This is a genomic window from Mesorhizobium sp. WSM4816, from assembly GCF_055811535.1.
This window is the reverse complement of record NZ_JBVVQR010000033.1, coordinates 19,848-45,403: the sequence shown is the minus strand read 5'-3', so window position 1 is coordinate 45,403 and position 25,556 is coordinate 19,848. Positions and strand designations below refer to the sequence as shown.

Here is a 25,556-nt window from a genome sequence, read left to right as displayed (position 1 = left end):
AAACAAGAAGGCGCGTCAGGCGGGCTCGGTGACGACGCCAATCCGCCGATAGACGAATTGTTCGTCGTTCGAAGGAACTGCCGCAGCACGCTGGGCTTCGTCGATCAGCATGGCCATGCGCGCATGGATCGGCGATTTCGCGCAAGCCGGGTCCGTCGCGGCGGCGTCGCCGGCGATCGCCATCGCCTGGCAGCGGCAGCCGCCCCAGTCGATCTCACGCCGTTCGCAGCTGCGACAGGGCTGCTGCATCCAGTCGGTGCCGCGAAAGGCGTTGAATGCCGGCGAATCGGTCCAGATTTCGGCCAGGCTGCGCGGGCCGAAACGCTCAAAGCTGAGCGACGGGATGGTCTGTGCGGCATGGCATGGCAGCACGGTGCCGTCCGGCGCCACCATGAAGGCATCGCGCGCCCAGCCGCCCATGCACGGCTTGGGATAGATGGCGAAATAATCCGGCGTGACGAAATCGATGTTCATGATGCCGGTGAGCCGTTCGCGCGCCGCCGCGACGATCTCTGCCTGACGGTCGACCGCAGCACGCTCGGGCATCAGTTGATCGCGATTGGTCAGGGCCCAGCCGGCATACTGCACGTTGGCGATCTCGAGCCGCTCCGCGCCGAGCGAGAGCGCCAGGTCGATGAATTCCGGCACTTCCTCGATGTTGTGGCGATGGATCGGCGCGTTGATGGTAAGCGGCAGGCCGGCTGCGCGGGCGCGGCGTGCCGTCTCCAGCTTCTTTTCGTGGCCGCCTTTGTGATTGCCGATGCGGTCGGTGGTCGCCGGCCGTGCGCCTTGAAAGCTCAGCTGCAGATGGTCGAGCCCGGCTTCGGCAAACGCCTCGATGCGGCCTTCGGCGATGCCGACGCCGGCGGTGATCAGGTTGGTGTAGACGCCGCGCGCCGAAAGCCCGGCGATCAATTGCTCGAGGTCGCGGCGCAGCGTCGGTTCGCCGCCCGACAGATGCACCTGGAGAACGCCGAGATCGGCGGCCTGCGAGAACAGGTCGAGCCAGGTCTGCGTATCGAGTTCGCGATTGGCTTTCAGCAATTCGAGCGGATTGGAGCAATACGGGCATTGCAGCGGGCAGCGATGCGTCAGTTCCGCCAGCATGCCGATCGGAGGGAGAAGGGGCTCGCTCATAGTTTTACCAGCAGCTTGTCCGACCATTCTTGCAGGAAGGCAATGACGTCGGCCGCCACGGCCTCCTGTTCGGCGTCATAATCCGCCGCAAGCTCGGCGATGATGTGGCCGACCGTGGATCGCCCGTCGCAGCGGCGCAATATATCGAGGCTGATGTCATTCGGCCAAAATATTTTTTCCGGTGAAAGCACGGCGAACGCCTGCCGCACGGGATCGTACTGTATGCGCACGTGCTTCGGCAGCGACGGCACTGATCGTGACGAAACCAAAGCGCTTTCGCGCAGCGCCATCATTGGGCTGGCTCCGGACGGAAGGCGCCGGGCGGGATGTTTCCGGGCTCGCCATAGGCGTGTTGAAGCGCGTCGAGCATGGCCCACAGTATATCGCATTTGAACACCAGCGCATCGATCGCCTGCTGCTGGCGTTCCGCCGTGTCGGCATGGCCGAGCACGTAAGCGAGGGCGAAGTCGGCGTCGCGCGAGGCCTGTTCGGGCCGTCGGCTGAAATAGGCCAGCGTATCCTCGGTGATGTAATCGTATTTGGCCAGCATCGCCGGGATCCGTTCGCCGATGATGAGCGGCGAGAACATCTCGGTCAGCGACGATGCGACCGCCTCGAACAGCGTCCGGTTCGTGCAAAAGGCGAGGTAGGCGCCGACCGCGAAACGTGTCGCCGGCAGCGCCAGCCTTTCGCTCTTCACGTCATCGGCATCGAGGCCGAGCGAGGTCGCCAGATGCAGCCAGCGCGCGATGCCGCCGCTCCAGCCGTCCTCGCCGTCATGGTCCTCGATGCGTTTGCGCCAGGCAGCCCGAAACGCCGGATCCTCAGCATGTGCGAGGATCATGGCGTCCTTGCGCGGGATGACGGCCTGGTAGCAATAGCGGTTCAGCGCCCAGGCCTGCATCTCGGTCCTCGACAGCACACCGCTGGTCATCCTGTGATGGAAAGGATGGCGGTTGTGATAGCGCTCGGCGCCGACCTGCCGCAGCACGGCTTCGAGCTCGCTGGAGGACAGGCCGTTCCTGGCCGCGTCGTGGAAATCACTCAAAATTCCATCTCCATCCCATCTTGGGCGACTTCCCAGCCAGCCGCTTTGACCGCTGCGTGCTCGGCCGAATTCTCGTCCAGAACCGGATTGGTGTTGTTGATGTGGACGAAGACACGGCGGCCGATCCCCACATCGGCCAGGCCGGCGATCGACCCATCGTCTCCCGACATTGCCAGATGCCCCATGCGCGCCCCGGTCTTTTGGCCGACGCCGGCGGCGATCATCTCGTCGTCGGTGTAGACCGTGCCATCGAACAGGACACAGGCGGCATCGGCCAGGCGCGTGCGCAGGGCCGCATCGATGCGCGCGCAGCCTGGGATATAGAAGACGGAGCCGTGACTGCCGGCACCAGCGATGCGGACGCCGATCGTGTCGCCGGCGTCGGAACTGAAATTGGCATCCGGCCGGCTTCTTTCCTCGAGATAGAGGGCTATCTTGCCGGGCACGGGAAAACTCTCGACAGTCACGCCGGTGTCGTGGCCGTCTGCGTCGCAGATCGCCAGTTCTTCCGCCGGCGGCAAGGTGCGTCGCGGCACGAGCGCCGGATCGAGGACATTGAAGATCGAATTCGCTTCCAGCGTCGCCAGCACCTGTGTCGTTGCGTAGATGGCGAAGGGCTGCCGCTCACGCAGGCTGAGCAGGCCGGCGACATGATCGACATCGGCATTGGTCAGCACCACCGCGCGGATGGGCGTCGAACGCAACGGCGCATCATGCGCGGGCTGCAATTCAGGCGTTTGCGCAATCTGCTGGCGGATATCGGGTGAGGCGTTGAAGAGAACCCAGCCGGCCCCATCCACTGATGCGGCGATGCTTGATTGGGTTCGCGAATGCACGCCAGCCATCCCGGTGCGAGCCGCGCGGCTCAGGCGATAGTTGCAATTCCACTGCGGAAAGCCGCCGCCTGCCGCCGAGCCGATGATCTTCAAGCGCATTGCAATGCCCGCTCTGCGGCTTGTTCAACCAACAGCAAATTTTCGACCGCGAATGGCGTCGCGCCCGCATTGAACGCGTCAAAGCCTTTCACGGAGACCTGGCGCGGCAAGACAGTGCGTGTCCCCGTTGCCGGGGACACGCACCTCTGCGGCCTACTTCTTGGGAGTAATTTCAGCAGGCAGATACCGCGAAATCTCGAAGCCCGCAGCAACTTGGCACATGGTCGGTTTTGTCCAGCTCTTCTTCATGGCATATCTCCTCTTCTACCAGCCCGAAGGGGCCGATCCTTTTCTCAGTCAACCATTGCTGGGCACCATTGCAATGGCTCGTCCATCAGCTCTCAAAATGGACAAATGAAACGGCAGGTTCTGAAAAGTCGAAAAACAAGAAAATAACAATGCGCATGCTCAATTGCTAATCACATATGGCTTCCTTTCCTCCAGCGGAAGGTTGGCACGTTCCCATCCATCGGCGCCGGGCGGATACCAGATCACCGAACTGTAGCCCCATTCGATGGCCCGCTTCGCGGCATTCCACGACATCCAGCAATTCGTCATGCAATAGAACAGAATGGCACGCGACTTGTCGGGACCGGCTTCGGCCGCGAGGCCTTGGCGAAAATAGTTGGCGGTCTCCTCGGAGATAGCGCCGTAACCGACATTGGCCAGCCAGGTGCTGCCTGGGATGTCCTTTCTGATCTTGGCTCTCCAAATCGTTCCTGCCGGCAAATTGGCCGGCTTCGGCGTGTTCGGCATGACGTCGAAGAACACCGCCTTCTTCTCCCGCCACAGCGCCTCCGCCTCCGCCGTCGTTACGACCTTCGCGCCCTGCAGCGTCTGCGGCACCGGCGCCCGATATTCGTCCATCCGGTAGCCGCCGGGCTCGGCGATCTCGCCCGCCCACATCGGTTCGGTCAAACCGAGAAGGCCCGCGGCGACCAGCAAAATCGTCTCCTTTCCCTTCATGCGTTTCTCGTCATTGCGTGATCGGATTATCGTGTTCGTCGATCAGCGGCACATCGTAGTCCAGCAGGATCCTGGTGATCTCCGCCTGGTTTTCCCTGATCACCCGGTTGAGCGTCCGCTTCCATTCCTGGTCGGATGGACGCACGCCCATGGTGATGCGGTATGACATGCGCGAGCCGGTTTTCTCCTTCACCAGCGGAACGATCGTGAAATCGGCGCCGAGTTGCTTGGCATAGTAGCCGGCCATCGGTCCCCACATGACCGCCGCATCGATCTTGCCGGCGAGCATGTCCTTGATCATGACTTCCCCCATGGAAGGGGTGAGGCGGGTATCCACCGCCAGCGGATAGATCTTTGCCGTTCGCATGAGCTTGTTGGCGGCCATGTTGGCAGTCGGCGGTGTGCTTTCGACGACGCCGATCCTCTTGCCAGTGAGTTTCGGATCCTCGATGGTCTCGACGCCTTCCATGCCGTTGCCCTTCGGGTGCACCAACACATAGGACGAGCGATAGTAGGCGTTGGTGTTCTGCACCAGTTCATCGCCCTGGGCATAGCCCATGATGATGTCGCATCGGTTGGCGGCCAGCGTGTTGCGCACGAAGCCGGCGACAAGAGGAAACCATGTATAGGCGACGGACTTTCGGCCGGTTTTCGCGGCAACCAGGTCGGCCAGCCGGTTTTCGAAGCCTTCGCCGCTCTCGTCGGTGAACGGCATGTTCGAAGGATCGGCGCAGACGCGCAGAATGTCTGGGTCGACCAGTTCGCCCGCGGCACCAAGGCCGGCGTCCTGCGCCTGGGCGTTCGCAGGCAGCAAGGCGAGTGCGCCGAGCATCGGCAGGACAAAACACAGCTTCAACGCGTCATGGCCAATCATATCATCCACCCATGCAGGATGCTTCGGCATCCTTCGCTGCCTGTGGCTTGTCTGCTTTCTTCGGCGGCCTGCCGCGCGGCGCCGCACCGTCGGCGCGGGCACGCAGATAGACGTAGAGGTCATCCATGTAGCAATAGACGTTTTTGTTGTCGCCAAAGGCAGGCATGACATTTTCCTTGCCGCCGCCGACATTCTTGCGGCCCTCGGCGACGATCGAGATGAAAGTGGCGTAATCCATTGTTTTCAGGCTGTTGAGCAAGGCCGGCGCATAGCTCGAACCGGTGCCGTCCGGTCCGTGACAGACATGGCAATCGGAGTGATACCGGCGGTAACCGCTGAACGTGTACCAGTCGACGGCTCCGTTTTCGATCTTGAAGGTCGGATTTCCCTCCGCGTCGAAATGCTTGCCGCCTTCTTCCGTCACGGCCTTGGCTTTTTCAGCGCTGTCCTGGGCATGCGCGAGGCTTGAACTTGCCAGAGGCAGCGCCAGGGCGAGAGCGGAAATTACAATGCGAACGGACATTCAGCTACTTCCTTGATTTCTTGATTTCGCCTGCACACGGTATTGCTGTCGTGAAGCGGCATGGATCGATGTGGGTGCGCGGCGAAATTGAGAGCCCGGTCCTGGCTTCCCGGTGATCCGGGCTCTCGCTTTTCAAGCCTTGGTCTTCTCAAAAAACCGAGGCGTGCCTATGGTTCCCGTGTCTCAGTCCGGGAGACCGAAGACGGTGAGCTGGCCGCCCAGCGTCGTGTAGTCGGCAAGTGCTGCGTAGCCACCGACCGCGCCCAGACCAGCAGTCCCAACGACCGCAGCCTCGTCGCCTTGCGCACGGCCCTGATCGACGGCGCCATGCCAGGCAGCGGCGTTTTCGGGCGAAAGCAGTCCGCCTGCCAGACCGATACCGGCCCATCCGCCGACTCCGGACAGAACGGCAATGTATTGCTTGCCGCCATGCTCATAGGCCGTGATGTTGCCGATGATGCCGGACGGGGTCTTGAACTTGTAGAGTTCATTGCCGTCATGATCGACTGCCTTGATGTAGCCCTCGAGCGTGCCGTAGAAGACGACGTCACCGTCGGTCGCCAGCGCGCCCGACCAGACCGAGAACTTCTCGGGCTTGGACCAGACGATCTCGCCCTTGGCAGCATCCCAGGCAATGAAGTTGCCCATGTGGTCGGCTCCAGCGGGAGGATACATCGACACGGTGGCGCCCACGTAAGGCTGACCGGCGGTGTAGCTCACCTTGTAGGGCTCATAGTCCATGCAGACATGGTTTGTCGGCACGTAGAACAGACCGGTCTTCGGCGAATAGGTCGCCGGTTGCTGGTCCTTGGTTCCAAGCGCGGCCGGGCAGATGCCCGTCGAGTTGGTGTCTTCGCCATTCTGCTGGGTCGAATATTTGGCGACCACCTGCGGGCGGCCGTACTGGTCGCTGCTGGGGTCCATGTTGACTTCCGTCGCCCAGTTCACTGCCGGATCGTATTTCTTGGCGACGAGAAGCTCGCCATTGGCGCGATCCATGGTGTAGGCAAAGCCATTGCGGTCGAAGTGCACCAGCACATCGCGCTTGGCGCCCTTGATGTCCATGCCGTCGACAAGGATCATCTCGTTGACGCCGTCATAATCCCATTCGTCATGCGGGGTCATCTGGTAGAGCCACTTGGCCATCCCGGTATCCGCATCGCGAGCCATGATCGTCATCGACCAGCGATTGTCGCCTGGCCTCTGGACCGGGTTCCAGGTCGATGGATTGCCGGTACCATAGTAGATCAGGTTAAGCTTGGGATCATAGGCGTACCATCCCCAAGTCGTGCCGCCACCGGTCTTCCACTGCTCGCCTTCCCAGGTGTTCGTGCCCGAGTCCGCCCCGACTGGTTTGCCGAGATGGGTGGTCTTTTCGGAATCGATCAGGGTTTCTGCATCGGGTCCCGTCGAATAGGCCCGCCAAGCAAGCTTGCCATCCGAAAGATTGTAGGCCGAGAGGTGGCCGCGAACACCATATTCGGCGCCAGAGATGCCGACGATAACCTTGTCCTTGACGACCACAGGCGCGGACGTGCCGGATTCGCCCTTTCCGCCGTCGATCTGGTCGCCGTTCTTGACCGTCCAGACGACTTTTCCGGACTTGGCATCGAGCGCCACGACGGTGGTGTCGGCCTGGTTGAGGATGATCTTGCCGTCACCATAGGCAACGCCACGGTTGACCGTGTCGCAGCACATGATGCCAATAACATTCGGGTCTTGCTTGGGCTCGTATTTCCAGAGGATCTTTCCGTCATTCTTGAGATCGAGAGCATAGACGGTGTTCGGGAACGGCGCGTGGACATACATCACATCGCCGATGACCAGCGGCCCGCCTTCATGGCCGCGCAGCACGCCAGTGGAGAAGGTCCACTTGACCTGCAGGTTCTTCACATTGTCCTTGGTGATCTGGTTGAGCTTGGAAAAGCGGGTGTTGGCGTAGTCACCCGTCTGCATCACCCAGTCCTTGGGATTCTCGGCCATTTTCATCAGTTCTTCATTGGCCGACGTCATGTGGACCGCGCCGAACGACATGAGCGCCGCGGTTGTTAGTAGGTAGGCAGTTTTCGCTAATACACGCATCAAAGTCCTCCCAGGGTGCACAATGACGAATCGTCCGTTGAGCCCACCAGGGCTTGCCCAAGCGATTCATGTGGGGGAAGTATTTCCGGCAGCGTGTCACGACCTAAGCCGAATGAGCAGAGGGCACCGTTACTGCCCATCCCACCTGGCCTACGAAAGACTGTCGCCGCTCCCTAATTGACGGTGACGCCCTTGAAGCCGGAAACAGGATGAAGCTATGTCATCCCCAGAAGGAAGGCAAGAAAAATCACTTCCATCTATGTTGCACTGCAATATAGAGAAATAGATATGAAAAAATCCGGACTGAAAGCTATTGATCGACTGTGGATGAAGCGCGATTTATATAAGTGGTTAAATTTTACGTATTTTTTGGGCAAAATGTATTGATTTTTATTTGGGAATATTCGCTGGATCGTATGATTTTAAGTATGCGCGCGTAGCTTCGGGTGCCGATAGTGGAGGAGACCTGGAATCAAGCTCAGCACCAGGATTCGGAGCCGATGTTCGTGCTGTCGGGGAGGCCTTTTGCCGGCCGGGACGGCCCTGTCCTTTGGTACTATATGGCCTGCATGAGAACTTGACGGGCGTGGCGACAGGAGGCCAACTGGTGCGGTGATCCGTCTCGATCCATTGGGCTCGATCTGTCACGTTCCGGGCCAATCGGAGGTTCCCCATGATCAGATATGTCGGCTTTTCGAGCTTGCCGCTGTTGCTCACGTCGGCCCTGGCCTTCGCCAATCCGGCCGGCGCCGCCTCAGATTATCCGACGGTGACGGTTGTCGACTATGTGCTCGGCTGCATGCAGACGAATGGCCAGACACGTCGGGCGCTGGAGAGCTGTTCCTGCTCGATCGACGTCATCGCCTCGATCCTTCCCTTCGAGGACTATGAAAGGGCCGAGACCTTCAAGAGCATGTCCCTGACGACAGGGGAGCGTTCGGGACTGTTCCGCGAAAGCGCGCCGGCAAAAGCCGCAAGCACGGGACTGAAGCGCGCGCAGGCGGAAGCCGACGTGCGCTGCTTTTAGACGCTGTGTAAGACCGCCGACGGCGGCTGCATAGGGTTTCGAGGCTTCAAAGCCCCGTAGCCTCCAGCGGCCATTGATTGCGAAATACCTTGCCGTCCGTATCGATCGCTTCGACCTGGATTTGGCCAGTGCCGTGCGCGGTGAAATCGAACCGGAAATTGGGATCTTCCGAAATCGATATCCCCCCTTCCATCGACAGGATCAGCCGGTCTGCCTGCGAGACCGACAGTTTCTGAACGAAATGCGCGGGGATGAAATACTGGGTCAAGGGGTTGCGCTGCAGGCCCGAATTGTTCGGGTGGCGGATCATCAGCTGCAATTCCTGCGCCTTTGTCATCGTCTCTTGCGGCGGGAATTGGCGCAGCTTCATCTGCCCCATCGTCGCTATCGCCTCGTCCTGGTTCTTGAGCGCCGGGGCGGAGCATCCGCCTGACGCCTTGACGAAGGTCTGGGCCATGTGAAGCTCGCCGCCCTGCGTCTCTGCTATGGCACGCAAATAGGAATAGTCGTCGACGCGCACGCGCGTCGACAGATGTGTCACACCGGCGTCCTTGCCGATCTCGAACGTCGCCGCTACCGGCGCTGGATTGACGTCGATGATCAAGGTGACGGATTTGATGCCGGCGGGCGCCTTGGCCGGGTCGATATAGATGTCGACGGGCACGATGGCGGCATCCTGCGCCCGCTTCGGCGCCTCGATCCTGACGACGCCGCTATCGACCAAAATTGCCCGATCGCCGAACACGTCGCCTTTCATATCCTGCCAGATCCGGTCCGAAGAGGCGGTTGTCTGCTGGGCGTTGGCGGCGCCGGAGGCGCCAAAGAGCGCGCCGATGGCCAGGATGATCGCGGCGAAGATGGCTGCGAGCGGCAAGCCGAGCTGCCGGCTCCGGTAAGCGTGGTTCTGCATTTCGATGCCTCCACCAATGTCAGAGAGGTGGTGCCCAGGCCGATGTCGAGGATAGACCCTTGACGATGCGTTTGGCAAATCGATCCGCCACGTCCAGCGTTCGTCGCGGTGACCTATTCCCATTCGAGTTCGGCAAAGGCGGCTGTTGCATTGCGCTCGTTGTAGTCGTCGAACAGCTGCCAATTGCTCCGTTCGCTTGCGCCGGCGGTCTTGACGGCGTCGCGGAGCGGCGTCCCGTCGGCGATCGCCTTGCGAATATCGCGCGCCAGAATTTCGAAATAGCGCCGCTCTCCCGTCAGCGCCGCCGGCCAGTCGGCCGGCACCGGGCCATGACCCGGCACGACGCGCGTGGCGCCAATCGCGGCGAGCCCATCCATCTGGCGGAGCCAGCCGAGCAGCGATCCGTCGAGCGTCGGCAAGGAACCGATGAAAACCAGATCGCCGGCAAACAGCGTGCGGGTCGCGCTATCGAAGACGGTCAGGTCGTTGTCGGTGTGAGCCGCCTTCCATGCCTGCAATTCGAGCACGCGTCCGCCAAGGTCGAGCTGCAGGCGGTCGTCGACCAGCATGGTCGGCGGTATGATCTCGATCCCTTTGATGAGCGCGTCGCCGATCTGTTCGCGAAAGCTCTGCAGGTAGAACGCGCCGCGTGCCTCGAGGGCTCGCGGCAGATTGTGGTGGCCGACGATGGTGGCGCCGATCTGCCGGAACGCCGCGTTGCCGAAGACATGGTCGGGGTGCATGTGGGTGTTGATCAGGTAGCGGACCGGCCTGGCGCTTATCTTGCCGATCGCGGCGATGAGGGCGTTCGCCTCGATCAGGCTGCCGCCGCTGTCGATGACGGCGACGGCGTCGGCGCCGACGACGACGCCGAGGTTGGAGATCGCGCCCTGGTTGGCGGCGCTCATCAATTCATCGACGCCCTGGAACGCGAAGACGCCGTCGGCGACTTTCCTGAGCTTGAATTCAAGGCCGTGGGCTGCGGCGAGAGCGGCCCGCCCGAGGCAACAGGGCAGCATCGCGGCGCTGACCGCGGTGCAGGCGAAGCCGTTCACAAGCTTGCGTCGTATCCTGTCGATAGGCATGGCTTCCTCCCGATTCCGAACTGCAAGGCGATCAGGCCACGCCAGGAAATTTTTGCTGGAACGACCGCAAAAGGTCGCTCATCACCTGTGGATTGCGATAGTGCCGCGGCAGCCTTACGTCGAACATGCCGAGCACATGCGCCGGCCGCTGCGCGAGCACGATGATGCGGTCCGACAGCATCAGGGCCTCGCGCAGATTGTGGGTTACCATCAGGGCGGTCGTGGGCCGCGCCGACCACACGGTCAAAAGCAGGTGCCGAAGCCGCTCGGCGGTCCGTTCGTCGAGTGAGGCAAAGGGTTCGTCCAGGAACAGCACCGCCGGTTCGGTGGCGAAGGCCCTGGCAAGCGCTGCCCTGCGTGCAAGGCCGAGCGAAAGCTCGGCCGGATAGAGCGAGCGCATGCCGGCGAGGCCGAGCGTGTCGAACAGCCCGTCGAGGTTCTTCGTCCTCAGGCTTTTCGGCAGCGCCAGCCTGACATTCTGCTCCACCGTCCGCCACGGCAGCAAGACCGGCTCCTGGAACACGGCGGCGATCCGGTCGGAGCCGCCTTCAGGCAGCTGGAACGAGCCGGAAAAGTCCTTGTCCAACCCAAGCAGGATGCGCAGCGTCGTGGTCTTGCCGCAGCCGGACGGCCCCAGCAAGCAGGCGAATTCGCCTTGCCGGACCTCGAAGGAAAGGTCCTGGAGCGCCTTGATCGAGACGCCTTGCGCGGACCTAAAGATCTTTTCCGCGATGTCGACCCTAAGCGGGACGACGGCGCCAACGGGTTGCATGTCGTTCAACGGGCTGCACCAGAAAGAGTTCGATGACAAGCATCACCGCCACGAAAGCCAGGGTGTAGGCAAGAATGGCGGCGACGTCGAAGAGCTGGAAATAAAGATAGATCTGGAAGCCGACGCCGTTGGAGCGGCCGAGCAGTTCGACCACCAGGACGATCTTCCAGATGAGGGCGATGCCGGATCGTGAGGCGGCGGCAAGATAGGGCTGCAGTTGCGGCAGCAGGACATGGCGAATGCGGTCGAGGAGACCAAAGCGGTAGACGGCGGCCATTTCGGCGTAACTCGGATCAAGCGCCCTGGCGCCTTCGCGCATCGTCACCACGACATTCGGGATCTTGTTGACGGCAACCGCGCCAATCGCCGCCGCTTCGTTGAGGCCGAACCAGATGTAGGCAAGCACGATGACGACCAGTGCGGGAATGTTGAGGAACAGGACCACCCAGGGAGCGAAGAACCGGTCTGCGCTGCGGTGGCTGCCGAGGAGGACGCCGATGACCGAGCCAACAACCATCGCGACGACATAGGCCGCGGCAACCCGGCCGAGCGTCGCGCCGAGATGGTAGAAAAGATCGCCGTTCGCCGCCTCTGCGAGCAGCACCTGCCAGACCTGTCCCGGCCCTGGAAAGGCACGGCTCGGCCAGGCATTTGCCGCAAGGGCCCACAGCAGGCCAAGCCCGAGCAGAGAGGCCGCGACCGTCAGCACCGGTGTCAGCGCCGCTGCCAGGCCGGATTGGCTGGACATGCCGGCCGCAGCGCCAAGCGGGCGATCGCCGGAATCAGGTGCGCTCATTGCGGGGGTACCTGCCAGAACGTGCCGGGCGCCATCTCGGGCGCGCGGCCGACCAGCTTTTCGCCGCCGATCTCGGCCAGCACACGATAGAGCTTGCCGGCGTCGGCCGCATCCTCGGCGACGGGGCGTCTGGGAATGCCGTCGCGATAGCGGTCACGCAGTTTGGCCAGTTCCTCGCCTTGCGCGCGGATATCAGGCGCAAGGCGCAGCCACTCATCGTCGGATCTGGCCAGCAAGTCCTTGGACTGCGCCGAAGCCTTGATGAAGCCGCTGATAGCGTGCGGATTTTCGTTCGCCCATTTGTCATGAAAGACATAGCCGAGCGCCGATACGGCGCCCGAGGCCCCGAGCGCTTTCGCCGCAGCATCGGCGCCGATCAGCCGACGAAAGCCGTTGGCCTCGAGCCGGGCGCAAAAATGCCAGAAATTGAGCACCGCATCGAGCTCGCCCTGCATCGCCTTTTCCGAAATCAGCGGCGGCGCGCCAAAGACGATGTCGCTGGTTGCCGCCAGGTCGAGGCCGTGATCGCGTCTGGCCAGCGCCTGGATCAGCAGCCAGCTTTTATCGAGAGGTCCGCCGGCGACGCCGAGCTTTTTTCCGCTGAGATCGATGATCGTGCGGATCGGCGCTCCCTCCTTCACCATGATCGCTCCGACGGCGGTCGAATAGGGGACCAGTGTGAGGTCGACTCCTTCGGAGCGCTGGCGCGAGACCCACAGCCAGTCGGAGACGATCATGTCGATCGCGCCGGCCAGCATGGCGACGTTGGTTGCATCCTCGCCGGCAAAATCGAGGATCTCCAGCTCGATGCCGTTGGCTGCGTCGAACCTGTGGTGCTTCAGCGTGTCAAGCGCCCAGCTCACGGTGCCGAATTTCAGCACACCGATGCGAACCCGGTTCGTGGCGAAGGAGGGCTTTGGGACAAGTGCCGCGGCTGTTCCAAGAGCCGCCAGCCGGAGCGTTCCTCGACGCGAAATCATGATGATGTCTCCTCCCGGGGCCGTAACGGGCCGGGGCGCCGATCAGATCGCACGGTCTTTGTTCGGCAAAGCGCATTTCCAGCGCTTGACCCTGAGGGTCGGGTGTTCCTGCGACCATTTCGCGATTTCGGTGGGTGCCAGCATCATGCATTGGAACAGAGAGCCGCGGCTCTCGAAATAGAGATGTTCGTCTCGGCAATTGCCCGGATTGGCAATCAGGCAAACCGTCAAGATGAGGTCGACCATATCCATTCAGCACCTCTTGCGCGCTTGAAGACGCCCGCTTTGACGAGATCCGGCCCGATCCGCGAGCCTGGACAAAATCGCCAACTGCCGGAGTCCCGAGGTGCCCATGGAAAACCGGAATGGTTTGAGGCTACGCGTTCGCCCGATGGCCGTCAATCGCGCCGTCGGTGAAGCTGCCGATCTCCCCCCTTGCGGGGGAGATGCCCGGCAGGGCAGAGGGGGTGCTGTCCCTCCGACCTGTCGATCAATTACAGCCACACCCTCAGGCTGATTTCCGGTTGGGAAGCCGAAAGTTGGCGATCCTTCCCACCCCCCTCTGTCCTGCCGGACATCTCCCCCGCAAGGGGGGAGATTGGATGTCGCCTTCGGCTTTCGCCAGCCTTCAACGTTGGAAGGCAGCGCAAACCCAAAGCGACTGCCTTGAACTCGGGTAGTGGTTGACATCGCTCATCTGCCGGGTAGCTTCCAGGGTGCAGGCGCTGCAACTCCGCAAGGGAGACGTTTTCGCTCTGCATAAAACGATGCATGCCGATGATCAGACAAAGGCATGCGCTAATCGTCCAGGGCACCTTGACGATCAATGAGGAAATGCCATGCGTGCAGTCGCATTTTTCGCCGTCGTGTCCGTTGCGACGTTTATTACAAACCAATCGCAGGCACAGGATGCCGCGGCGGGTGAGAAGGTCTTCGCCAAGTGCAAGGCCTGCCACGTCGTCGACGAGGACAAGAACAAGATCGGCCCGTCATTGAGCGGCGTTATCGGCCGGACGGCCGGCACGCATCCGGGGTTCAAATATTCCAAACCGATGGCCGAGGCGGGTAAATCCGGCGTCAAATGGGACGAAGCCACGCTGACGAATTATCTTCGCGACCCGAAGGGCATGATCAAAGGTACGAAGATGGCGTTTCCCGGTCTGAAGAAGGACGAGGATCTCGCCAACGTCATCGCCTATCTGAAGCAATACTCCAAATAACCCGGTTTTTCCGCAGGAAATAACCCGGTTTTTCCGCAGGAGTAACGCGACTTCGCCGGCCGTTCGCAAACTGCGTGCGGCCGGCGCCCGCACTGGTTGGCGCCGGTCACGCGGCGTCTTGCAGCCTGCGCATCGCGGAAGGCAGGTCGAGCAAGCCGTCGCAAACCAGGTCGGCGCCAAGCGCTTCAACGGCAATTTGGGTGTAGCCGCCACGCAGCAGGATAGCCGGCATGCCGGCGGCGCGGGCGGCGGCCACGTCGGCGCCGCTGTCTCCGACCATCAGCGCGTCACGAGGCTCGACCTGAAGCTGGTCGAGCGCCAGCAGCAGAGCGTCGGGCGCCGGTTTCAGGCAAGTTACCGCGTCTCCGCCGACGATCGCGCCGAGATGGTCCGTCAGCCCGAAATGCAGCAGGATTTCGCGAGCCGCCAGCTGCGGCTTGTTGGTTACCACGCCCATGGCTATTCCGCTCAAATGGAAGTGGGTGAGAACCTCCCTGACGCCGGGCATCAGCGTCGTCAGGCCGGTCAGATGTCTGCGGTAGATCGGCGCCATGGCACGGTTGGCCTCGTCGAGGGCGCTGCCGAGGAGCGGCGCGCCGGATGCCGCGAAGGCTCGCTCGACCAGTTTCCTGACGCCGCCGCCGATCATCGCCCTGACCTGTTCCAGGCGCAGCGGCGGCAGATCGCGACCGGCCAGCAACTCGTTGACGGCGGCGGTTATATCGGGCGCCGAATCGACCAGCGTGCCGTCGAGATCGAACAGGATCGCTTTCGGCGATCGAAACCGCCTGCCTGCGCCGACGTTCATGCAGCATCCTTCCACTTGATCGAGCAGCCGATCGAAGCGATCTGGTCCAGCGGTCCGTCGCCGGTTCGGGCAATTTGCCTCATCGCCTCGAAAAGGTCGCGTCTCAGTCCGGGCGGTCCGGCGTCGCGCCGCGCCGCGTCCAGCCGGCCGCGATATTGCAGCGTCAATTCGCTGTTGAGCCCGAAGAAATCCGGAGTGCAAACGGCTCCATAGGCACGCGCCACCGTCTGGCGCTCGTCGTGGAGGTAGGGGAAAGTGAAGCCGTTCGTCTTGGCGAAGAGCTTCATGTTGTCGAAGGAATCATCCGGATAGGCGTCGGCATCGTTGGAATTGATCGCGACAAAGCCGATGCCTTCGGGCTTGAGGTCGTTGGCATCGCGGACGATGCGGGAAATCACCGCCTTCACGTAAGGGCAGTGGTTGCAGATGAAAGCCACCACCAGCCCGTTCGGGCCGGCATGGCTGAAGATCGAATGCGATTTGCCGTCGACACCGGGCAAGACGGCATCGATGGCTTGCCAGCCGAAATCGCAGACAGGTGGGATTTCCCCCATGTTGTGCTCCGATGAAATGGTTTACGCGGCTTTCCGGATCGCGCCGTCGGCTGCCTGCCTGATGGCGCCGATATTGGCGCGATAGGCCGCCTCGCTGCCGCCCTTGAAGATAGCCGAGCCGGCGACCAGCACATTGGCGCCGGCCGCGGTTACCAGCGGGGCGGTCTCGGGGGTGACGCCGCCGTCGATCTCGATGTCGATCGGGCGATTGCCGATCAGCGCCTTGACCCGCCTGACCTTGTCGACGACCGCCGGAATGAAAGCCTGGCCGCCGAAACCCGGATTGACCGTCATCAGAAGCACCAGATCGAGCCGGTCGAGCACATACTCGATGACGCTTTCCGGCGTCGACGGGTTCAGCGACACGCCGGCCTTCTTGCCGAGATTCCTGATCGCCTGCAGCGAACGGTCGAGATGCGGCCCGGCCTCGGCGTGCACGGTGATGATGTCGCAGCCGGCATCGGCGAAGGCGGCGAGATAGGCGTCGGCCGGCGCGATCATCAGATGGCAGTCGAAGACCTTGTCGGTTCGGTCACGAATCGCCTTGATCACCGGTGGACCGAAGGTGATGTTGGGCACGAAATGACCGTCCATCACGTCGAGATGGATCCAGTCGGCGCCCGCCCGGACGACTGCTTCGACCTCGTCGCCGAGCCGCGAGAAATCCGCAGAAAGCACCGAGGGGGCGATGATTGTCTTGGTACCCATGGTCGTCGGCTCCATTCCGTCTTCGGTTTCCGGTCGCTGACCAACCGGCGTCATCTTGTCAGCGCGCCTTCGTCTCCGGTTCGCCTTCGAGCTTGCCTTCCGCGAACACGCGGCTGCCGCGAATATCGGACTCTTCAATGGTGATAAGGTCGGTCTTCGTCAACACCCGGTCGCGCGACGTGAAAAGCCGGTTGGCCTGGCGAAGCCGCGCCCGGTCGAGCCCATTGCGGACCGAGCGAGCGTTGGAGAAATGCGGCAGCCGCATGCGGATCGGCAGATACTCTTCGAGCGCCTTGGCCGCCGCCTCGCTGAGACGGTAATTCTGTTCCGCCAGCATGATCTCGGCGATCGATTTGAGCTCGCCGACGCCGTAGTCGGGAAAGTCGAGGTGATGGGCGATGCGCGAGCGCATGCCGGGATTGCTGTTGAAGAAGCGGTCCATCTTGTCCTTGTAGCCGGCAAGTATCACAACCAGGTCGTCACGGTTGTTTTCCATGCATTGCAGCAGGATCTCGATCGATTCCTGGCCGTAGTCGCGTTCGTTCTCGGGCTTGTAGAGATAGTAGGCCTCGTCGATGAAAAGCACCCCGCCCATGGCGCGCTTGATCACTTCGCGGGTTTTGGGCGCGGTGTGGCCGACATACTGGCCGACGAGATCGTCTCGCGTCACTGCGACCATGTGGCCTTCGCGGACATAGCCGAGACGATGCAGGATTTCGGCCATCCTGAGCGCCACGGTGGTTTTCCCGGTACCGGGATTTCCGGTGAAGTTCATGTGCAGCGTCGGCGCGCCCGAGGTCAGGCCGAACTTGCGGCGAAGCCGGTCGACCAGGAGCAGCGCCGCGATCTCGCGGATGCGGGTCTTGATGGGCTTCAGGCCAACGAGTTCGCGGTCGAGCTTGGCCAGCACCTCATCGATGTTGGACGCCTCGAACTCGGCCTGCAGATCGACCGATTCGTCCGGCGCGGCAGTGCCCTTTGCTATCGCGTCCAGCATGGTTTCGGCTAGCTCCGCTCGCCTTCGGGCCTGTCGGTCGCATAAGGCACGATCGAATAGCCCTGGCTGCGGCCGTCGCGCTCCTGGCGCAGCAGCCGGAACCCGGGTTCGTTGGGCGGCCGGTTGACGATGAACGACATGCGCGGCGCTTCCCAGCCCTTGCTCGAATCGAAGGCGGTGACCCGGACATACATGTTGGGCATGGCTTTCCGGCAATTGTTGACTTCAAGCAGGATGCCCGCCGGGTCCTTCAGGTCGAACATCGGGTTGCCGTACATTTCCCAATAGGTGTTGCGCGGATGCGGATCGTCCGTGTACTCGACGCTGACCGCCCAGTGGTTTTTCAGCGCGTATTTGATCTGCGCCGAAATCTGCTCATCGGTCAGGTCGGGCAGGAACGAAAACTGTCCCTGCGTGACCTTGTTTCCCGGATTGGTCATCATGGCGACGGTTCCTTTCGTCTAGAAGCTGGGCGTTGCGGTTGGCACGAAGTCGGCCGTGTCGGTCGATTCGTAGTTGAATGTGACGTCCTTCCAGGTCTCCAGGGCAGCTTTCAGCGGCGTGCACCATCTGGCCGCCTGTTCGAGGATTTTGGTGCCTTCGCGCAGATAGTCGCGGCCCTCGTTGCGGGCGAGGATCATCGCCTCCAACGCGACGCGATTGGCCGTCGCGCCGGCCTGGATGCCGTCCGGATGGCCGATCGTGCCGCCGCCGAACTGCAGGACGACGTCCTCGCCGAGATAATGGATCAGCTGGTGCATCTGGCCGGCATGGATGCCACCCGAGGCGACGGGCATCACCTTGTTGAGCGAGGCCCAGTCCTGGTCGAAGAACAGCCCGGTTTCGAGGTTCTGCGGCGTGCGCTCCTCGCGCAGCGTGTCATAGAAACCCTTGATCATCAGCGGGTCGCCTTCCAGCTTGCCGACAACGGTACCGGCATGGATGTGGTCGACGCCGGCCATCCGCATCCATTTGCAGATGACGCGAAAATTCATGCCGTGGTTCTTCTGGCGCGAATAGGTCGAGTTGCCGGCGCGGTGCAGGTGCAGGATCATGTCGTTGCGGCGTGCCCATTTGGCCATCGACTGGATCGCCGTGTAGCCGATGACCAGGTCGACCATGACGATGCAGGAGCCAAGCTGTTTTGCGAATTCGGCGCGCTCGTACATCTCCTCCATCGTGCCGGCGGTGACGTTGAGATAATGGCCCTTGACCTCGCCGGTGGCGGCCGACGCCTTGTTCACGGCCTCCATGCAGTAGAGGAAGCGGTCGCGCCAGTGCATGAACGGCTGCGAGTTGATGTTCTCGTCGTCCTTGACGAAGTCGAGGCCACCCTTCAGCGCCTCGTAGACGACGCGGCCATAGTTGCGGCCTGACAGGCCAAGCTTCGGCTTCGTCGTCGCGCCGAGCAGCGGCCGGCCGAACTTGTCGAGCCGCTCGCGTTCCACCACGATGCCGGTCGCCGGGCCCTGGAAGGTTTTGAGGTAAGCCACCGGGATGCGCATGTCCTCGAGCCGCAAGGCCTTGACTGCCTTGAAGCCGAACACGTTGCCGATGATCGATGCAGTCAGGTTGGCGATCGAGCCCGGCTCGAACAGGTCGAGGTCGTAGGCGATGTAGGCGAAGTACTGCTGCTCGGTCTTGGTGCCGGGACCGGTGTTCGGCACCGGCTCGGATCTGAACGCCTTGGCGCGGTAGAGCTCGCAGGCGGTCAGCCTGTCGGTCCACACCACCGTCCACGTCGCGGTGGAGGATTCACCGGCGATGGCGGCCGCCGCCTCCTCGTGGTCGACACCTGGCTGCGGCGTGATCCGAAACATGGCGATCAGGTCGGTCTCCTTGGGCCGGTAGTCCGGCTCCCAGTAGCCCATTTTCTTGTAGGGGATGACGCCCGACTTGTAGCGTTCCTTGCCTTCCTTGAGCGTGCCAGCTGACGGCATGTCGATCTTGTTCATGACAGGTCTCCTGTTTGCCGCTCAGGCGGCTTTCGCGGTTGCGATTTGCGGGTCGAGTTTTCCCGCGGCGTAACGTTTGGCCATCTCGTCCATGGCGATGACTTTGATCTTCGAGGCGTTGCCGGCGGTGCCGAAGCGCTCGAAGCGATCGCGGCACAGGTCGCGCAGGGCATCCATGGCGGGTTTCAGGAATTTGCGCGGATCGAATTCGCGCGGGTCTTCCGTCGCGACGCGGCGGAACTGCCCGGCCATGGCCATGCGGCAATCGGTGTCGATGTTGACCTTGCGCACGCCGTAACGGATGCCGCGCTCGATCTCCTCGACCGGAACGCCAAAGGTCTGGGGCATCTCGCCGCCATATCGGTTGATGACGTCCTGCAGTTCCTGCGGTACCGAGGAAGAGCCATGCATGACCAGATGCGTGTTGGGCAGCTTTTCGTGGATCGCCTCGATCACCTGCATGGCGAGGATGCCGCCGTCGGGCTTGCGGCTGAATTTGTAGGCGCCGTGCGAAGTGCCGCAGGCGATCGCCAGCGCGTCGACCCGGGTGGCGGTGACGAAGTCGACCGCCTGATCGGGATCGGTCAAAAGCTGGTCGTGGGAAAGCGCGCCTTCGGCGCCATGCCCGTCCTCGGCCTCGCCCTGGCCGGTTTCCAGCGAGCCGAGCACGCCGAGCTCGCCTTCGACGGAAGCGCCGACCCAATGCGCCATGCGTGCGACACGTTCGGTGATGGCGACGTTGTAGTCGTAGCTCGCCGGCGTCTTGGCGTCCGCCATCAACGAGCCGTCCATCATCACCGAGGTGAAGCCGTGGCGGATCGCCGAAAGGCAGGTGGCTTCGTTGTTGCCGTGGTCCTGATGGATGCAGAGCGGAATGGCCGGATGCATTTCGGTCAACGCCTCCATCATCTTGGCCAGCATGATGTCGTTGGCATAGGAGCGGGCGCCGCGCGAGGCCTGGATGATGACCGGTGCGTCGCAGGCCCTGGCCGCCTCCATGATGGCAAGGCCCTGTTCCATGTTGTTGATGTTGAATGCCGGAACGCCATAGCCGTGCTCGGCGGCATGGTCGAGAAGCTGGCGAAGGGTGATGCGGGCCATTTTGGGGTCCTTCCTAGATGATGAGCTTCAGCGCCGCTGCGGCGACGGCTTCGGGCGTGATGTCAAAATGCCGGTAGAGATCCGGGGCAGGGGCGCTGGCGCCGAAACCGGCCATGCCGACGAAAGCGCCGGTGTCGCCGATCCAGCGGTCCCAGCCGAGCCGTGCTGCGGCTTCGACGGCGACGCGCGGCGCCGAGCCGAGGACCGCCTTGCGGGTGTCGGCATCCTGTTCCTCGAACAGCTCCCAGCACGGCATCGAGACGACGGCGGCGGCGATGCCGTGCTCGGTCTCCAGCCGTTCGGCGGCGGCAACGGCGATCTCGACCTCCGAGCCGGTGGCGATCAGCGTCACGGCGCGGTGTCCGGCCGGCTCGCGCAGGATGTAGGCGCCCTGGCTCGACCGGTTCTCGTCGCTGTGTGGCTCGTCGCTATGTGTGTGGCGCAGCATCGGCAGGTTCTGCCGCGAGAGCACCAGCACGCTCGGCCGGTTCTTGCTCTTCAGCGCCAGTTCCCAGCACTCCGCCGTTTCGATGATGTCGGCCGGACGGAAGACGTTGAGGTTGGGCGTTGCCCGCAGCATCGCCAGGTGCTCGATCGGCTGATGGGTCGGGCCGTCCTCGCCGAGACCGATGGAATCATGGGTCATCACATAGATGACGCGCTGGCCCATCAGCGCCGAGAGCCGCATCGCGCCGCGGGCATAGTCGGCGAAGCACAGGAAGGTGCCGCCATAAGGCACGAAGCCGCCATGCAGCGCGATGCCGTTCATGGCCGCGGCCATGCCATGCTCGCGGATGCCGTAGTGGATGTAGCGGCCGGTATAGGTACCAGGCGCTATGCGATCCATGCCCTTGGTGATCGTCAGGTTCGAATGCGTCAGGTCGGCGGAGCCGCCGACGGTCAGCTCGGTTGCGGCGTTGATGGCACCGAGCGCCATTTCGGAGGCTTTTCGCGTTGCGACCTTGGTCGCCTTTTCGACATGCTCCTTGCGGAAAGCGCCAAGCGCTTCGAAGACCGCGTCGGGCAGGCTGCCGGCGACCGCACTCTCGAAGGCCTGGCGCTGCGGCGAGGCGGCAAGCCGCTGCTCCCAGGCGTGCCGCGCCGCTTGCCCGCGCTCGGCACTTTCGCGCCAGGCGAACAGGATGTCGTCCGGCACCTCGAACGGCGCGCAGGCCCAGCCGATGTTCTCGCGCGTCGCGGCGATCTCGGCATCGCCCAGCGGCGCGCCGTGCGTCTTTTCCGAGCCGCCCAGATTGGGCGCGCCCTTGCCGATCACCGTTCGGCAGGCGATCAGCGACGGCCGGTCCGACTGCTGCGCCGCTTCGATTGCCGCAGCGACGGCTTCCGTGTCGTGGCCGTCCACCGACTGCACATGCCATCCGGCGGCTTCGAACCGTGCCGGCTGGTCCATCGATGTCGACAGCGACGTCGGTCCATCGATCGAAATCGCATTGTCGTCCCAGAAGACGATCAGCCGGGCGAGCTTCAGGTGACCGGCAAGGTCGATCGCCTCGTGACTGATGCCTTCCTGCAGGCAGCCGTCGCCGGCGATCGCATAGGTGAAATGATCGACGAGATCGGCGCCGTGGCGGGCAGCCAGCATGCGCTCGGCCAGCGCCATGCCGACGGCGGTCGAGATGCCTTGTCCAAGCGGACCGGTCGTCGTCTCGATGCCAAGCGCATGGCCATATTCGGGATGTCCGGCGGTGCGGCTGCCCAGCTGACGAAACCGCTGCAATTGCTCGATCGGCATGTCTTCGTAGCCGAGCAGGTAGTGCAGCGCATATTGCAGCATCGAGCCGTGCCCGGCCGAAAGTACGAAGCGGTCGCGATCGGGCCAGTTGGGCGCCGACGGATCGATGTTTATGAAGCGGCCGAACAGCACCGTCGCAACGTCGGCCATGCCCATCGGCATGCCCGGATGACCGGAATTGGCCTTTTGGACGCTGTCCATCGCCAGCGCGCGAATGGCGTTCGCCATGTCGTGCTCCGAGACGGCGGCGACGGGCTTCAGGGCTGCTGCTTGGCTGTTCATGGCGTCCTCCTCACGACACACGGTTCTTGCGTTCGATCAATTGCAGGATGAGCGGCGTCAGGATCAGCTGCATGGCAAGATCGAGCTTGTTGCCTGGCACCACTATGGAATTCGGCCGCGACATGAACGAGTCGTGGATCATCGAAAGCAGGTAGGGGAAATCGATGCCGCGGGGATTGGCGAAGCGGATGACCAGCATCGATTCGTCGGGCGTCGGGATCCAGCGCGCGATGAACGGGTTGGACGTGTCGACGATCGGCACGCGCTGGAAGTTGATGGCGGTCTGCGAGAATTGCGGGACGATGTAGCGGACATAGTCCGGCATGCGGCGCAGGATGACGTCCATCACCGCCTCGGTGGAATAGCCGCGGGTTGCCCGGTCGCGATGGATCTTCTGGATCCATTCGAGATTTATGACCGGCACCACGCCGATCCTGAGGTCAGCGTGCCGGGCCAAGTCTATCTTGTCGGTGACGACGCAGCCGTGCAGGCCCTCGTAGAACAGCAGGTCGCTCGGCGGGAATTCGCGCCATTCGGTAAATTGTCCGGGCGGCGTGCCGTACTGCTTCTCCTCGTCCTCGTCATGGATGTAGGTGCGGGTCTTTCCGGTTCCACGGCGGCCATATTCCTCAAACACCTCTTCGAGGATTGCGAGCTCGTTGGCCTCGGCATGGAAGTGGGTGAAGTTCGGATTGCCGGCCTTCTCCTGCTCGGCCACCTTGACCTTCATCGTGGCGCGGTCGTAGCGGTGAAAGGCGTCGCCTTCGATGAAGGCGGCGTCGATGTTCTCACGCCGGAAGATCAGCTCGAAGATGCGCTTGACCGAGGTGGTGCCGGCGCCTGACGACCCGGTGATGGTGATGATGGGGTGCTTTGCCGACATGATGCTCAGGCCCTGAACAGGCCGCGGCGGCTGAACAGCGGTGCACGCTCGCCGATCGCGCTGGGCTCGGTGTGGTAGCGGGTGATGCGCGCGACCTCGCGCGCCGATCCGAACACCACGGGCACGCGCTGGTGCAGACCCTCGGGCTCGATTTCGAGGATGCGGGTGATGGTGTCGGTGGCGGCGCCGCCTGCCTGTTCGATGAGATAGGCGATCGGGTTGGCCTCATAGACGAGGCGCAGCCGTCCCTGGCGGTAACCCTTGCGCTTGTCGCCTGGATAGAGGAACACGCCGCCGCGCATCAATATGCGGTAGCAGTCGGCGACGAGGGAGGCGATCCAGCGCATGTTGAAGTCCTTTCCGCGTGGGCCTTCAGTGCCTTCGAGGCAGTCGTCGATGTAGAGCCGCACCGCCTCGTCCCAATGCCGGTAGTTGGCGGCGTTGATGGCGAACTCCTGGGTACGCTGCGGGATGATCCGGCTCTCGTAGGCCTGAACGAAGGTGCCGAGCCTGGTCGAGAGAACGAAGACATGCGTGCCGCTGCCGAGCGACAGGACCAGTGCCAGCTGCGGCCCGTAGATGAAGAAACCGGCGCCCAGCTGCTTCACGCCCGGCTGCAAAAAAGAGGCGGCCGGATTTTCGTCCGGCGCGCCAGTTGCAGGGAGGAGCGAGAAGATCGTTCCGATCGACACGTTGGTGTCGATGTTGGAAGAGCCGTCGAGCGGGTCGATGGCGATGGCGAGAGGCGCCTGGCTGTCGAGCAGAACTGGCTGCTCCAGTTCCTCGGAGGCGTAGAGCGCGACCGGAGCGTGGCGCATGGCATCGAGGAAGATGTCGTCGGCGAAGATGTCGAGATCCTTCTGGATGTCGCCGTCGGCATTGGCGCTGCGGGTCCCGGCAAAGGCGGTGCCGAGCACGCCCTGATTGATGGTGTTGCGGACCTTGGTGGCGGCCTGCGTCAGCTGACGAACGGTCGCGACGACTGCCGAACGCAGTTCGTCGGGTGGGCCGAGATAGGAATTCAGAAATGCGTCGAGCGTTGCCGCTGGCATCGTAACCTCCCGATCCAGCCGCAAACTCCTCCGGCCGGATTGGGGAATGAGAACAAACTGCCATGGATAAGTAAAATTCAATAACTTTACTTTCATGCTAAAAAAAACTTAGTATGGCGCATGAGAAACCTCACACTCAAGCAATTCAAGACCGTTCAGGCCATCATCAGCCATGGAAAAATCGTTAGCGCGGCCAAGGTGTTAGGCTTGTCTCCTCCAGCGGTGACGATCCAGTTGCGGCAGGTCGAGGAGGAGTTCCAGTTGGCCTTGTTCGACCGGACGTCGGACGGCATGCGTCCGACTGCCGCAGGTCTGGCCTTCGTCGAGACGGCGCAGGCGATCGAGGAGCGGCTTCGCCTGCTCGAAGACAAGATGGATGCGATCAAGGGCGTGCGTATCGGCAGCTTGCGGCTCGGCGTCGTTTCCACCGCCAAATATTTCGCGCCGCGGCTGATGGCCGGCTTCATGAAGGAACATCCCGACATCGACATGCGGCTCGCCATCGGCAACCGCGCCGAAACCATCAACAGTCTTAAGAACCACGACATCGACATCGCGCTGATGGGACGCCCGGCGAGGGAAGTCCCGGTGCGTGCCTCGGTCTTCGGTGATCACCCGCTGGTCATCATCGCGCCGCCCGACCACCCGCTGGCGTCGGCGCGCGAGATATCCAAGGAGCGGATCGCCGAAGAGCATTTCCTCATCCGCGAGCCCGGCTCCGGCACGCGCATCTCGCTGGAAATATTCCTCAGCGACGTGCCCGGCCGCATCGACGATCTCGGCGTCGAGATGGGCTCGAACGAGACGATCAAGCAGGCGGTGATGGCCGGGCTCGGCATTGCCTTCATCTCTGCCCACACCATCGCCGCCGAAACCGAAGCCGGCCGGCTGGTCATCCTCGACGTCGTCGGCATGCCGATCCGCCGGCAATGGTTTTCGGTGATGCGCAGCGATCACGCGATCTCGCCGGCGATGGCGACGTTCCACGATTTCCTGATGCGCAAGGGCGCGATGTACCTGCCGCTGTTCGGCAAGCTCTATCCGCACGAAGGACCGAACATTGGAGGTCGCGCCTGAATTGAGGGCGGAATGCGTCGCTGGCAGCCAC

28 protein-coding genes are annotated in these 25,556 nt (G+C 62.7%); 4 read left to right on the top strand and 24 right to left on the bottom strand.

Going from position 1 to position 25,556, the window contains the following annotated elements; translation table 11 throughout:
* Positions 1-15 precede the first annotated feature (15 nt).
* Genes pqqE through pqqB form a run of 4 tightly spaced genes read right to left on the bottom strand, consistent with a single transcriptional unit; the run spans position 16 to position 3,120 of the window.
* Complete coding sequence (pqqE, locus tag AC0L3H_RS26170; RefSeq protein WP_128180874.1) at positions 16-1,137, bottom strand: pyrroloquinoline quinone biosynthesis protein PqqE; 1,122 nt, start codon at positions 1,135-1,137, stop codon at positions 16-18.
* A complete protein-coding gene (gene pqqD / locus AC0L3H_RS26165) occupies positions 1,134-1,430 on the bottom strand; it encodes a pyrroloquinoline quinone biosynthesis peptide chaperone PqqD (RefSeq protein WP_473587379.1) in 297 nt (98 codons plus the stop codon). The genes pqqE and pqqD overlap by 4 nt, the downstream gene beginning before the upstream one ends.
* On the bottom strand, positions 1,427-2,185 hold the full coding sequence (gene pqqC, locus AC0L3H_RS26160; RefSeq protein ID WP_473510987.1) for a pyrroloquinoline-quinone synthase PqqC: 759 nt from the start codon (positions 2,183-2,185) through the stop codon (positions 1,427-1,429). The genes pqqD and pqqC overlap by 4 nt, the downstream gene beginning before the upstream one ends.
* Entirely contained in the window at positions 2,182-3,120 is a 939-nt protein-coding gene (gene pqqB, locus AC0L3H_RS26155) for a pyrroloquinoline quinone biosynthesis protein PqqB (RefSeq protein ID WP_473510985.1), read from the bottom strand. Before pqqB ends, pqqC begins: the two co-directional genes overlap by 4 nt.
* Before the next feature lie 220 nt (positions 3,121-3,340).
* On the opposite strand from pqqB, the gene AC0L3H_RS26150 reads away from it, so the two are divergent.
* A complete protein-coding gene (locus AC0L3H_RS26150; RefSeq protein WP_023797673.1) occupies positions 3,341-3,478 on the top strand; it encodes a hypothetical protein in 138 nt (45 codons plus the stop codon).
* 50 nt (positions 3,479-3,528) lie between these two features.
* Here the strand turns inward: AC0L3H_RS26150 and AC0L3H_RS26145 are convergent, their stop codons facing one another.
* The 4 genes from AC0L3H_RS26145 to AC0L3H_RS26130 all read right to left on the bottom strand — a co-directional run bounded on the left by AC0L3H_RS26145 (position 3,529) and on the right by AC0L3H_RS26130 (position 7,565).
* Positions 3,529-4,086, bottom strand: a complete 558-nt coding sequence (locus AC0L3H_RS26145; RefSeq protein WP_473587378.1) for a PQQ-dependent catabolism-associated CXXCW motif protein — start codon at positions 4,084-4,086, stop codon at positions 3,529-3,531.
* A 10-nt stretch (positions 4,087-4,096) separates the two neighbouring features.
* Positions 4,097-4,960, bottom strand: a complete 864-nt coding sequence (locus tag AC0L3H_RS26140; RefSeq protein WP_473510983.1) for a quinoprotein dehydrogenase-associated putative ABC transporter substrate-binding protein — start codon at positions 4,958-4,960, stop codon at positions 4,097-4,099.
* A 1-nt stretch (position 4,961) separates the two neighbouring features.
* Positions 4,962-5,483 (bottom strand): c-type cytochrome, methanol metabolism-related, encoded by a 522-nt coding sequence (locus AC0L3H_RS26135; RefSeq protein ID WP_023797676.1) that lies wholly within the window; start codon positions 5,481-5,483, stop codon positions 4,962-4,964.
* A gap of 183 nt (positions 5,484-5,666) precedes the next feature.
* The gene (locus AC0L3H_RS26130; RefSeq protein WP_353682180.1) at positions 5,667-7,565 is read right to left on the bottom strand and encodes a methanol/ethanol family PQQ-dependent dehydrogenase; all 1,899 of its coding nucleotides are present in this window, start codon (positions 7,563-7,565) and stop codon (positions 5,667-5,669) included.
* Positions 7,566-8,238: 673 nt separating this feature from the next.
* On the opposite strand from AC0L3H_RS26130, the gene AC0L3H_RS26125 reads away from it, so the two are divergent.
* Complete coding sequence (locus AC0L3H_RS26125; protein ID WP_023797678.1) at positions 8,239-8,592, top strand: hypothetical protein; 354 nt, start codon at positions 8,239-8,241, stop codon at positions 8,590-8,592.
* Positions 8,593-8,638: 46 nt separating this feature from the next.
* On the opposite strand, the gene AC0L3H_RS26120 is transcribed toward AC0L3H_RS26125, so the two are convergent.
* From AC0L3H_RS26120 to AC0L3H_RS26095, 6 genes are all read right to left on the bottom strand, one after another.
* Positions 8,639-9,502 carry a quinoprotein dehydrogenase-associated SoxYZ-like carrier gene (locus AC0L3H_RS26120; protein WP_473490814.1) on the bottom strand — a complete coding sequence of 288 codons (864 nt, stop codon included), beginning with the start codon at positions 9,500-9,502 and terminating at the stop codon, positions 8,639-8,641.
* Between the two features lie 113 nt (positions 9,503-9,615).
* Positions 9,616-10,587 carry a quinoprotein relay system zinc metallohydrolase 2 gene (locus AC0L3H_RS26115; RefSeq protein ID WP_473587377.1) on the bottom strand — a complete coding sequence of 324 codons (972 nt, stop codon included), beginning with the start codon at positions 10,585-10,587 and terminating at the stop codon, positions 9,616-9,618.
* A 31-nt stretch (positions 10,588-10,618) separates the two neighbouring features.
* Positions 10,619-11,359, bottom strand: a complete 741-nt coding sequence (locus AC0L3H_RS26110; protein WP_473587399.1) for an ABC transporter ATP-binding protein — start codon at positions 11,357-11,359, stop codon at positions 10,619-10,621.
* Positions 11,328-12,107, bottom strand: coding sequence for an ABC transporter permease (locus AC0L3H_RS26105; protein WP_473587398.1), 780 nt, complete (start codon positions 12,105-12,107; stop codon positions 11,328-11,330). Before AC0L3H_RS26105 ends, AC0L3H_RS26110 begins: the two co-directional genes overlap by 32 nt.
* Before the next feature lie 44 nt (positions 12,108-12,151).
* On the bottom strand, positions 12,152-13,138 hold the full coding sequence (locus AC0L3H_RS26100) for an ABC transporter substrate-binding protein (RefSeq protein ID WP_473587397.1): 987 nt from the start codon (positions 13,136-13,138) through the stop codon (positions 12,152-12,154).
* Positions 13,139-13,177: 39 nt separating this feature from the next.
* A complete protein-coding gene (locus tag AC0L3H_RS26095; RefSeq protein ID WP_473587376.1) occupies positions 13,178-13,387 on the bottom strand; it encodes a hypothetical protein in 210 nt (69 codons plus the stop codon).
* Positions 13,388-13,974: 587 nt separating this feature from the next.
* Here AC0L3H_RS26095 and AC0L3H_RS26090 point away from each other — a divergent pair.
* Positions 13,975-14,355 (top strand): c-type cytochrome, encoded by a 381-nt coding sequence (locus AC0L3H_RS26090; RefSeq protein WP_027151302.1) that lies wholly within the window; start codon positions 13,975-13,977, stop codon positions 14,353-14,355.
* Between the two features lie 106 nt (positions 14,356-14,461).
* Here AC0L3H_RS26090 and gph read toward each other — a convergent pair whose 3' ends face one another.
* The 10 genes from gph to AC0L3H_RS26040 are packed head-to-tail and all read right to left on the bottom strand — an operon-like array spanning position 14,462 to position 24,448.
* A complete protein-coding gene (gene gph / locus AC0L3H_RS26085; protein ID WP_473587375.1) occupies positions 14,462-15,163 on the bottom strand; it encodes a phosphoglycolate phosphatase in 702 nt (233 codons plus the stop codon).
* A complete protein-coding gene (locus AC0L3H_RS26080) occupies positions 15,160-15,717 on the bottom strand; it encodes a thioredoxin family protein (RefSeq protein WP_473587374.1) in 558 nt (185 codons plus the stop codon). The genes gph and AC0L3H_RS26080 overlap by 4 nt, the downstream gene beginning before the upstream one ends.
* 21 nt (positions 15,718-15,738) lie before the next feature.
* On the bottom strand, positions 15,739-16,425 hold the full coding sequence (gene rpe / locus AC0L3H_RS26075; protein ID WP_236377784.1) for a ribulose-phosphate 3-epimerase: 687 nt from the start codon (positions 16,423-16,425) through the stop codon (positions 15,739-15,741).
* Between the two features lie 58 nt (positions 16,426-16,483).
* The gene (gene cbbX, locus AC0L3H_RS26070) at positions 16,484-17,422 is read right to left on the bottom strand and encodes a CbbX protein (protein ID WP_473587373.1); all 939 of its coding nucleotides are present in this window, start codon (positions 17,420-17,422) and stop codon (positions 16,484-16,486) included.
* Positions 17,423-17,430: 8 nt separating this feature from the next.
* The gene (locus tag AC0L3H_RS26065) at positions 17,431-17,865 is read right to left on the bottom strand and encodes a ribulose bisphosphate carboxylase small subunit (protein WP_023797690.1); all 435 of its coding nucleotides are present in this window, start codon (positions 17,863-17,865) and stop codon (positions 17,431-17,433) included.
* Positions 17,866-17,883: 18 nt separating this feature from the next.
* Complete coding sequence (locus tag AC0L3H_RS26060; protein ID WP_473587372.1) at positions 17,884-19,377, bottom strand: ribulose-bisphosphate carboxylase large subunit; 1,494 nt, start codon at positions 19,375-19,377, stop codon at positions 17,884-17,886.
* A gap of 21 nt (positions 19,378-19,398) precedes the next feature.
* The gene (fba, locus tag AC0L3H_RS26055) at positions 19,399-20,478 is read right to left on the bottom strand and encodes a class II fructose-bisphosphate aldolase (protein ID WP_287225677.1); all 1,080 of its coding nucleotides are present in this window, start codon (positions 20,476-20,478) and stop codon (positions 19,399-19,401) included.
* Between the two features lie 13 nt (positions 20,479-20,491).
* Positions 20,492-22,513: a transketolase gene (gene tkt, locus AC0L3H_RS26050; RefSeq protein ID WP_473587371.1), complete on the bottom strand. Its 2,022-nt coding sequence runs from the start codon at positions 22,511-22,513 to the stop codon at positions 20,492-20,494.
* A 10-nt stretch (positions 22,514-22,523) separates the two neighbouring features.
* A complete protein-coding gene (locus AC0L3H_RS26045) occupies positions 22,524-23,396 on the bottom strand; it encodes a phosphoribulokinase (RefSeq protein ID WP_077373871.1) in 873 nt (290 codons plus the stop codon).
* Between the two features lie 5 nt (positions 23,397-23,401).
* Positions 23,402-24,448 (bottom strand): class 1 fructose-bisphosphatase, encoded by a 1,047-nt coding sequence (locus tag AC0L3H_RS26040; protein WP_023797695.1) that lies wholly within the window; start codon positions 24,446-24,448, stop codon positions 23,402-23,404.
* A 120-nt stretch (positions 24,449-24,568) separates the two neighbouring features.
* Here AC0L3H_RS26040 and AC0L3H_RS26035 point away from each other — a divergent pair, with 120 nt between their 5' ends.
* Entirely contained in the window at positions 24,569-25,525 is a 957-nt protein-coding gene (locus AC0L3H_RS26035) for a LysR family transcriptional regulator (protein WP_473587370.1), read from the top strand.
* Positions 25,526-25,556 lie beyond the last annotated feature (31 nt).